This is a genomic window from Bacillus sp. MT94 (genome assembly GCF_058792475.1).
The window spans coordinates 859590-870500 of sequence record NZ_JBXAEZ010000001.1 but is presented as its reverse complement, the minus strand read 5'-3'; the positions used below and the strand labels follow the sequence as shown (position 1 = coordinate 870500).

Here is a 10911-nt window from a genome sequence, read left to right as displayed (position 1 = left end):
TTTTCTTTTAATAATTCGTAACCTTTAGGTGCTTCTACTTCCACTAAGGTATAGTTTCCTATTGGTAAGTCTTTTGATACTACTTCTCCTTCTTCATTTGTCACTAGTTCTCCAACTATTTTTCCTTTTGAATCTTCTATATGAAACTTTGCCCCTGCTAGTTTTTTATTTTTATCACTTATGTCTACTTTCACAAGCTTCATTTTCCCCATTGGATCTGGCAATTTCTTATTTCCTATTTTAATTTCTACTACTGCATCTTTTTCTATTTTTACAGTTATTTTTTCTTTTAATAATTCGTAACCTTTAGGTGCTTCTACTTCCACTAAGGTATAGTTTCCTATTGGTAAGTCTTTTGATATTACTTCTCCTTCTTCATTTGTTACTAGTTCTCCAACTATTTTTCCTTTTGAATCTTCTATATGAAACTTTGCCCCTGCTAGCTTTTTATTTTTATCACTTATGTCTACTTTCACTAACTTCATTTTTCCCATTGGATCTGGCAATTTCTTATTTCCTATTTTAATTTCTACCACTGCATCTTTTTCTATTTTTACAGTTATTTTTTCTTTTAATAATTCATAGTCTTTTGGCGCTTCTATTTCTACAAGGATATAGTTTCCTATTGGTAAGTCTTTTGATATCGCTTCTCCTTCTTCATTTGTTACTAGTTCTCCAACTACTTTTTTATTTGAATCTTCTATATGAAACTTTGCTCCCACCAATTTTTTATTATCATTATTACTATCAACCTTTTTTATTTTTACTTTTCCAGTACTAGGCTTGTTCCAATGTTGCCAGTTAAATTTGAAATTGTGAAATTCAAATCCACCAGTTTGTTGTACCGCACCAACAAATGCTTGTCCATTAATCGAACCGCCTTTTGTTTCTAATACAGCATTGGGGGCAAACACACTCCCAACGACACCATATCCCTCTGTTGTAATTTTTTTCGCATTTGGAAAAACCCAAATCACTTTACCATATAGCTCAGTAAACGGCGAATTAGGAGAATATGGTTGTGATGTAGGAACTATATCTGTAGCCCTTCCAATATTGTTCGTGTCATATAGAATAGACCCATTTTTAAATGTAACCTCTGTTGCATCCGAATACATAACAATAAAATCTTTGTCCTTAGCACTCGGTAAAAATACATCTCTTATATCTAAATTGTTTTTCCCTGTCAATTCTGATGAAACATAAATATTAGAATTGTTTATATCTTTTCCGATTCCATAACTCATATTTGGAATTGGGGTATTCGTTTTATATTGACCAGCATTTTTACTGACTTGGTTCACTATATTGCGAAATTCATTAAATTTCGCGTCAATTTCTAGTTTTTCTTTATAAACGATATGATCATAAGAAGATTGTATGATGCGATCTGGATCACTCTCTTTTGTCATTACGACTATTCCGTTTTGAATGATAAAAGATTCTTCTCTTGATTTCTTAAATTTTCCAGACAATAACAAGGACGGATATCCCTCATCAACCCATTTTTCACCTACTATATTAGATGTTCCCGCTGCAGCACCTACAATTGTATACCCCGATGCATCCATATCACCTTGAACTGCAATTGCTCCTTCAATGTCGCCACCTATTGCTTTATGGTTACCAAAGACAACTGCATTATAACGCGATATATCACCTAGACCTTCTAAGTTTGTCGTGGATCCATATGCTTCTTGTGGTACATATACGACAAAACTTACACTTAACATTAACAAAACAATAAAATGAATACTTACCAGCTTTAATCGTAGCCTCAATTCCTTTGTTCCCACCTTTACCGTATTTTTTCTATAGTCGAATAAAATGACATGTTTATCAATGAGGATTTACTTCATTCCCTATATATCTTCTTTACTTATCTCTGAATTTCCGGTCCCAATGTCCATTAATGCAGGATAAATAAATACATTCTATCGAGTTAACCTTTTCTTATAAATTACGACTAGAAACACACATAACAATAGGATTGGAACTATTACAGTCCACTTATTAAATATAAATATCTCTGTACTCACTTTTTGTTTTTCATTCTCGTTTAACTCCACACGCACACCTCGAACTAGCAATCTATTGGTGTTTACTCCATAAGGCGTACACGTAATTAAAGTTGTATAATCTTTATTTTCTACAATTTGTAGATCGTCCGTTTCGTGTGGTAACACTACTTTAATTTGATCTACTTTATAAGCAAGAACTTTGTCTAAAGAATGAATATAAAAGAGATCTCCTTCGCTCAACTTATCTAAATCTGTAAATAATTTTGCTGATGGTAAACCACGATGCCCTGTTAAAATAGTGTGCGTATTTTCTCCACCTATCGGGAGCGAAGAAAAATCTAAATGACCTATCCCGCGGCTCAATACTTCCTCAGATGTCCCTTGATAGATTGGCAGTTTTATATTAATTTTCGATATTTCAATATACCCCATTACATCTCCTAAATTTAACGCATCAGCATATGCTTGATGATTACTTTTTTTTTCAGAAAATGGATCAGTAAATGTTTTCGTGGAAGTGTGAACTTGTTTATTATATTCGGCTGCTTCTTTTTCCCTACGTTCGACTTCTTTCTTTTGTAGCGCTTTGATCTTCTTATCGTAAGAGCTAATCTCAGAATAATGTGCACGAGTCGCCAACCAATTACTAATAGTAGGATATAAAAAAACACCTAATCCAAATAAAAAAATACCTCCCAAAACAAGATTTCGTTTCATATTTCCACCTCTGTATATGCTTAAATATCGAAAAGAGGGAAGCATTTTGCTTCTCCCCTTTTCCCATAGTTACATGTTCCTAAAATCTTAATTATTAGCAAACTTTTTTCTAAAGAAAACAAATGCCGCTGTAACCATTAACGTAAGGCCTATTACAGTAAAAAGAGTCGTTCCTATGCCACCCGTTACCGGAAGAACCCATCCACTTTTATTATTTTCAATCGTTAATTTAACCGTTTGATTATTTTCGCTAATCTTTACATCAATGGGATCTTTTAATAATTGATAAGAAGCTTTTGTACCATCTTCTTTTGTATATGTTGGTGCTTTCGTTTCAAAAATTTGATAGTCTCCATATGGAATGTTAGACCATTTAATAACACCATTTTCATCTGATACACCTGTTACTTCTTTTCCTGCTACAACAACTATTTTTCCATTTTTATCTTTAAGTACAAACTCTGCACCTTTTAATTTATTCTTATTAGCACCATCAATTTTTGTTAACTCAATTATTCCAGTTGTCGGAACAACAACTACAGGTTTAGATTCCTTTTCTCCAATTACATCATTTTTATTTGTAAAATCAATTTTTGCTGTATTTAAAATTTCCGAACCAGATGGTACTCCTTCTTTTACTTGAGATTTAATTTGCAAATGAAATTCTTTTTTACCATCTAATTTTGTGAAATCTTTTACTGTAGCTGTTACTTTTTGACCTTCTATAGCTACCTCTACAATGCTTGCATTTACTTCTGCTCCATCAAATTTCACAATTGGCTTTCCTTGAATCACTAAACGATTATCCAAAGTATCTGTTACCACATATTTTTTATATTCCTTAATGTCTTCTGGAATTAATGTTTTAATATCATAATTATAATTAGTTAACGGATTGATTGGTAACGCTTCCAATTTTCCGTTAATCTTTTTATCAATTATTGGTTCTTCATAGTTTTTCACTTCTAATTTAACTACTGTACCAGAAGTAATAGTTCCATCTTCATTAATTGTTCCCGAGTTCTTAACAAAAAACTCACGTTTAGTTGGATCTATTACATAGCCTTTCGGAGCGTTTGTTTCTTGGAAATAGTATTCTCCATACACCAATCCTTGCACGCGAATATGACCATTAGCATCTGTTACTAACTCTTTTTTCACTTCTGTACCGTCTTTTTTAAATAAAGAGAATACTGCACCTGCTAATGCTTTTTCATTTACACCAGTTTTTATTAAATCCACTGCACCACGTTTAACCTCATTTTTAGGATACATGTGAACATCATAGTTTAGCACCTTACCCTCTTTATTCGTTAATGGGATATCCACTGTATACGTATTGGGATTTAGATTAACATGTGGAGGTCCTGCCACTTCTTTCACCTCATAACGTCCTAGCTGAAGATCTTTTAATACAGCTTGTCCGTTATCATCTGTTACTACTTGCGTTGGAGTTGCTCCCATTACAGGTTTCACATCTTCTTTTACGATTTTCCCATCGTTTGAAATTTTTTCAAACGAGGCAACCTTTTTTACTTCAAACGTTACACCTTTTAATGGTTTCGCATCTTTTGGCACCTCTTGATTTGCAGAACCGTCACCTTCTAGTCCCTGCGCTCCATCTTTTTCTTGTTCATACTTATGAATCGTTAAAGTACCTTTAGATGGTGAATCTGCCTTTACTAATACACTAGACCATGTAGAAAATGTTAAGAATAACACTAAAAGCACACTAAATATTTTTTTCATTTCTCTTATCCCCTTTACTACTTCTATCATTTTAAAAATCTCTTTATTACTATTACCTTCTTAAAAGCAATAGTGTGCCAAGTATCAGATTTAAACGAATAACATAAAACATAGTCGTCCAACAATCCATTGTTTACAATCACTTATTCACTTTTCTTATCTTTTATTATTACGTTGTCTCTCCACATGATATATGTAATTTTCTCCCCTAAATTACACTTATATCTCTACTTCAAAAATCATTACATTTGTTACATAATAGCTTTCACTGCTAATTTCGACTAGTCACTTACTGTCAATCTATTAATTTCTCACTTCCTATCCCTATTTAAAATCCAACCTTAATCATTTTTAATACATATAAGTAATAACCAACAAATAAGTGTGACGATTCATATTTTACGCTACTGTCCAAAACTATTACCTGTATATTCAAATAATATGTGCTATTCATGTTAAATTATGGTATTATTCTTAGAAGTTTATAACTTTTATTTATATTTTTTATTAATGAAGATTTTCCGTTTCTACTTATGAAAAAAGGAATATATGTTTATTTAGCTATTACGCATAACTGTAAGGAGGAAGAATATGACTAAAAAGCTCAGTCTAGTTGAGATAGAGTACATTTGCAATATGTTTTTCCAATCTTTTGAAATTCCAGTTTGTTTTTTAGATTGTAACAAAAATATTCTTTTAGAATTCACATCAAAAAATGATTCACATTCGTTGTATACATCAAAAATAGAACAGTTACATGTGCTTTTTCAGAGAAATGATACATATAATTCACCCATCTTCAGAACTCACGAACATCTAGGGCACTTCATTTTAATTCACATAAAGAGCGATTATATGGTGAACGGTACTGTTATTATTGGGCCCTTGGCACATGTAAATTTTTCTACAAGTAAAACGGATAGTAACCTTAATTTCATTCCAAATTATAAAAGAACAAGAGACCATTATTTTTCATTGTCAGTCAAAGATCAAAATTTCTTTGTAAATATAGCAATATTGTTCTATAACATTCTCTATAAAAAAAATTCAGATGTAAGCACCTTTTCAAATAACAGTGATTCACTTCATATAAGTCATAGCAGAATCTTAAACGAAGATGTATATATTTCAATGCAAAAAGACGAATCCATTTATCATAATTTATATATAGAGCAGCAACTACTTAGTTCTATAGAAGACGGGGATAAAGAAACCGTACTCAAATATTATTACGAATTCCAACAAAAGACTCTTTCATCTTTATCTTCATTCCATCAATTAAGACGTCATAAAAACATTTGTATTTCATCCATCACGCTCGCTACTAGATATGCGATAAAAGGGGGACTTCCATCTGGGATTGCTTACAAAATTTATGATTTACATATTCAAAGAACAGAAGATTTAAAAGACAAAGAATCTGTTTGGGATTTATTAAAAAATGCTTTTTGTACCTTTGCAGACCGTGTAAAGGCACAAAAAACACAGCAATATTCACAGACTATTGCTATTTGTAAAAACTACATTTTTAAAAATATTTACAATCCAATATCTGTTAAACAACTTGCTAAATTTGCAAATGTGAATTCAGATTATTTATCTATATTATTTAAAAAAGAAGTCGGTATTTCATTAATTGAGTACATTCAACGTGAACGAATCGAAGAAGCAAAGAAATTATTAACTTTCACCACCGATCCTTTATCAGACATATGTGCTTCGCTTAATTTTAGCGATCAAAGTTATTTCACTAAAATTTTTAAAAAATTCACCAATGAAACACCTGGTAAATATCGAAAATCTCATGTTGTCATTTAGAGTGAAACTTCCATTAAAACAAAATGTTTTCAGTAACTCATCAATGGCAGATTAGAAGCACTCCCAGATTCATGAACTATAGGATTTATGCTTTTTCCAAACCAAAAAACACGTTACTATTCTTTTATTTTAATGAGAATAGTAACGTGTTTTTTATGTAATGTAGTTTTGTAGACAGAACATGATCCAACTACAAATTTTTATAGAAGCCAAATGCACCGCTTAACTACTAAAATCTTATTAAGTAAAAAATCCATATTTTGTTTTACTTACTTTCTACTTTATTTCTTTTGAATAATGAACTCTTTTCTTCAAACGAATAATCCCTACTATTATTTTTGTATCTTTCTAAATTTGCGAACAAAAGTGAGTACTGTGCCTGTAATAATCATCAATATGCCGATTACTGCACTGTTAGTTGTACTTACACCCGTCTTTGGAAGCTCCTTATATGTATATTCTTTTTTATCGGTATTACTGTTGTTTGTCTTATTAGCAAGACCATTAGGTTTGCTAGTTTCTTTATCTTTCACTAACACTTTTTGTATTGTATTTACCTCATTACCCACGGAATCTCTTACACTATATATTATTTCATAAGTACCAGCTTTAGTTATATCTATAGTTCCTTCATACGCTACTTTAGAAGTAAGGTCACCGTCTTCTTTGTCAGTAGCTGATACTCCTACCAACGGATCAAATTGATCACCCTCAGTAATTGAAGTTGTAGCAGGTACTTTTAGTATTGGTTTATCATTTTTAACTTCTTCTCTAACTTTGACCGTTACAGTTTGCTCCGCCGTTACTTCATGACCTTTAGAATCTGTAACCGTGTACGTTAATACGTAAGTACCAGCTTTAGATGTATCTACTTCACCATCAACTTTGATTTTAGAAGTGAGATCACCGTCTTCTTTATCGATAGCTAATACTTCTGCCATTGGAACAAATGAATCTCCTACATGAATTGTCGCTCCAACAGGCACTGTTAATTTAGGTTCTAAATCTGATGTTTCTCCATTTTTCTCTACAATTACAGTCTGTGTTGCCGTTGCATTCCGCCCTTGAGAATCAACAACCATGTATTCCATAATGTATGTACCTGATTTTGAAGTATCTACATCGCCTTTATGCTTTACTTTATTTATTAAATCACCATCTTCCTTATCAACAGCTTTTACATTTCTCATTGGATCAAACGTATCTCCTACACGTAGTGTAATGGTACTCGGTACAGTTAACTCTGGCGCTTGGTTTTCTACTGTTTTTTCGTTTTCTTTCACTGTTCCTGTAATTTTTGCCGCATCAAAAGCATTTTGGACTGATTGAACTTCAATTGAGTTCGTTCCATATTTATTAGTTGCAACTGTAAGGCATGCCAATCTCAATTCAGAGAAATCAGAAGTCATGTTTAATTCATCAGTATTTGCATAATAGAAAATATCAAACATTTTATCCTCACCAATACCATTTACATTTACACCGTTATGAGTACCACCTTGTGCAATTAAATACGCAACTTTATTAATAATACTTGAGTTAAAATGAACGCCTCCATAATCCTCTCCATTTAAATCATTATATTTACTATAATCATCAGGATACGGTAGTCCTTCTGAAAAATTAATTGCAGTTGGATTTTTCATATTACGAAAAGTCGATCCCGTTTGTTCTCCTATTGTCCAGTTAAATTCTCCATTATTTATGTATTTCTCTATAGCCGTTCCCATAATATCAGATAATGCCTCGTTAATCGCCCCAGATTCTCCTGAAAATTCAAGGTTAGATTCGCTAGATGTAACCGCATGTGTAAATTCATGACCCGCTATGTCGAACGCTTTTACCATAGGATCTCCATATAAAAGCATACTAATGTTATTAATATTAGTACTAAATGCATTCTCCCAATTTTCAGGATCATTTGTTCCTCCGGAATCCCATGCATGTACAACTGAAACTACTTTTTTCCCTTTATTATCAAAACTATTACGCTTATATTTTTCTTTATAAAAATCATATACCTTTGTTGCTAAGAAATGAGCGCTTACCGCCTTTGGATCATTAAATGTTGTTGAAACGCTAGTTGTTAGTATACCAGGATAATAACTTTCTTCATTTGTAATATCTCTATAATTTACATCATATGTCTCAATTCCTTGTCCTCTTGTGTAATCAGCAAGCGCATAATTCCCACTGGTCTGTTTAGAAATACCAAATGTACGAGTTACGCCTAAATCATCTTTTCCTGTTCCAGTTAATGATGTGAAATTGCTAGTTTTATTTTCCTTAACGGATTGAACATACTCTTCACTTATTTTCAAACTTGATTCTTGTACCATATCTTTTAACATTTCACCATTATGAGCATTCACTAAATAAGTTCCAGATACATAATTTGGTGTTGTAGCAGCAAATGTAACTTGATATGCATTGCTAGCCTGCCCATGATTTTCATCAACAAAAATAACTGCCTTAACTTCTGGCTCAGAAATAAATTTAGTATCGTTTCCGTACTTTTTATAAATATATTGTTTTGCTTCTTCTTTTGATAAATTAATAGGTTTCTTTAAATCTTCTTGTGTTAAATTTTGTGCGCTAGCTCCTGAAATGCTTTTAATAATACCTTTTTTATCTACGTGAGCAGTCAACTGGTGGCCATATACTTCTTTTCCTTCATATATTTGTTGCATGCGCACAAGTGTAGTTCCATCATAAGAACCACGTTTTTGAAGAACCTTGTAATCTACTCCTGTTTCTGCACTAACTTGTTTTGGAGACAAAGCATGCTCCGTATTTTCCTTAAGTGCATCTTTCACTACATTCTCTGGTGCCTTTTTTGATGGTTGTGTCAGATCACCTGTACGGAACGAATCCTCTTGAATTTCAACTTGCATTTGACCAGGTTCCTCTGCATGACCTACTCCATATGGTGTTACACTTGTTAAAACGAATCCTGTTGTTAATGCTACTATAGCTATTTCTTTTTTATTTCCCATGATATTTACCTCGTATAAATTTCTATTATTTATATGAAACTGCTAAAATGTATACAATCTATTCCTAACATAAAAAGATGACTTTTGTAATCTACAAAAGCCACCTCTTCAATATGTAATATCCCTAAAATGTTTTTAATACATAATTTCTATACAAAAAGAAAAAAGCATTCATTAACGAGCATTTTGCAATACTTTTATTAGGTCATTTATATTTTCAACTTTCTGCTGAAACTGATCAAGTCTGCTATGTAGCGATGAAGGATTTTTATCTTCAGTTGAAATAACTTGTTTTAATTCGTTTTCTAATTTATCATACATATCAAAGAAATTATCAAATTCTACACTTACAAGCTCTTCATTTTCGCGATAGAATCTTTTTGCTTCTATATAAGTCATATATGATTTATTTAAAAATCCTAATGAAATTAAATATTTAGAAGTGTTTTCTTGATAAATAGCAATATCACATGCCATTTTAATATCAGAATAAGTCTTTTGAACGAGACAATGCAATTCAAAAATCTTAAACTTTAATCCATTATTCATTTCATCCCCTCCCATCGTATCTATTCTACATAAAATTAGAATATTATACAAAGAAAATTATTAGTATGAAATTGACAATTTAAAAAATAACTTAAGGATAAACAAACTCCCTCGCATTATAAATTATAGTTACGGAGCATTTACCAACATAACAGCAAAATAAAAAGCGAAAAGAATAAATCTTTCCGCTCTTAGAGTAATAAAACATTTCATATTGTGCTAAAGAATTCTTTTCAAATCTACATTTCTTTAAAAAACCCTCCAGTAAATTATTGTTAGGAAACCCAATTGATAAACTTGATAAATGTAATTCTTCTCTTGCTACTTCTAATAATTTCATCCCAACACCAATATTTCTATAATCTTTATCTACGAAAATAAAACTAATTTTACCTTCTTCATTTACACATAGAGAGCCTTTTAAGTCATTAGTGACATATGCACCATAAAATACATTATTTGTTTTTTCGATATAATCAACATCATTTTGCCAATTTATATGGAAGTTTAACCATTTCTGAATTTCATCTTTAAAAGTTGGAAATTCTAATTGTTTTACTTCAATATCCTTACAATCTTTATTCATTATTTTAGTCAAATCATTTAAATTATAATAAGAAAGATCGTACACTTTTTCATAGCCCAACTTATTATAAAAATGAATCGCTCGGTCGTTTCCTACAATGACTTCGAGAAAAAGTTGCTTACATCCATGTTGAATCGCCTCTTCTTTATGCAGTTCAAATAATTTTTGACTCACACCAATACCTCGGTAATTAGGATGAACCGCTAATGTTCCACAGCGCATAGTCTTTATACTTTCATAATCCTTTATACCACCTAATATTACGCCAACTGATTTGTCACCGTCTAAAGCAAGAAAAGAATGTTCTAGCAAATTACCTTCTGGTCCCAAAAAACGGTGTATAAAATCACCTTTTGAAACTTCCATCTTAATAATATAATCGGAAAATCCATCTTTAAAAGCTTCATATACTAAATCAATATTTACTTCACTACATCTTTTATATTGAATCATATAAAATTGCCCTCCAATTGCT

At 31.6% G+C, this 10911-nt stretch carries 6 protein-coding genes and 1 pseudogene; 1 reads left to right on the top strand and 6 read right to left on the bottom strand.

Going from position 1 to position 10911, the window contains the following annotated elements; genetic code table 11:
• The 3 genes from AC1Q51_RS04145 to AC1Q51_RS04135 all read right to left on the bottom strand — a co-directional run.
• Positions 1-1781: MSCRAMM family protein (locus AC1Q51_RS04145; RefSeq protein WP_492331391.1), on the bottom strand; the 1781-nt coding region annotated here is incomplete at its 3' end.
• 153 nt (positions 1782-1934) lie between these two features.
• Positions 1935-2738, bottom strand: a complete 804-nt coding sequence (locus tag AC1Q51_RS04140) for a class C sortase (RefSeq protein ID WP_000828082.1) — start codon at positions 2736-2738, stop codon at positions 1935-1937.
• An 87-nt stretch (positions 2739-2825) separates the two neighbouring features.
• Entirely contained in the window at positions 2826-4487 is a 1662-nt protein-coding gene (locus tag AC1Q51_RS04135) for a SpaA isopeptide-forming pilin-related protein (RefSeq protein WP_492331390.1), read from the bottom strand.
• Positions 4488-5078: 591 nt separating this feature from the next.
• On the opposite strand from AC1Q51_RS04135, the gene AC1Q51_RS04130 reads away from it, so the two are divergent.
• The gene (locus AC1Q51_RS04130; RefSeq protein WP_492331389.1) at positions 5079-6305 is read left to right on the top strand and encodes a helix-turn-helix domain-containing protein; all 1227 of its coding nucleotides are present in this window, start codon (positions 5079-5081) and stop codon (positions 6303-6305) included.
• Between the two features lie 332 nt (positions 6306-6637).
• Here AC1Q51_RS04130 and AC1Q51_RS04125 read toward each other — a convergent pair whose 3' ends face one another.
• From AC1Q51_RS04125 to AC1Q51_RS04115, 3 genes and pseudogenes are all read right to left on the bottom strand, one after another.
• Positions 6638-9301, bottom strand: coding sequence for a M4 family metallopeptidase (locus tag AC1Q51_RS04125; RefSeq protein WP_492331388.1), 2664 nt, complete (start codon positions 9299-9301; stop codon positions 6638-6640).
• A gap of 174 nt (positions 9302-9475) precedes the next feature.
• The gene (locus AC1Q51_RS04120) at positions 9476-9850 is read right to left on the bottom strand and encodes a hypothetical protein (protein WP_001059026.1); all 375 of its coding nucleotides are present in this window, start codon (positions 9848-9850) and stop codon (positions 9476-9478) included.
• A 202-nt stretch (positions 9851-10052) separates the two neighbouring features.
• Positions 10053-10889 (bottom strand): annotated as a pseudogene (locus AC1Q51_RS04115) (GNAT family N-acetyltransferase); the annotation flags it as partial.
• Positions 10890-10911: the final 22 nt, after the last annotated feature.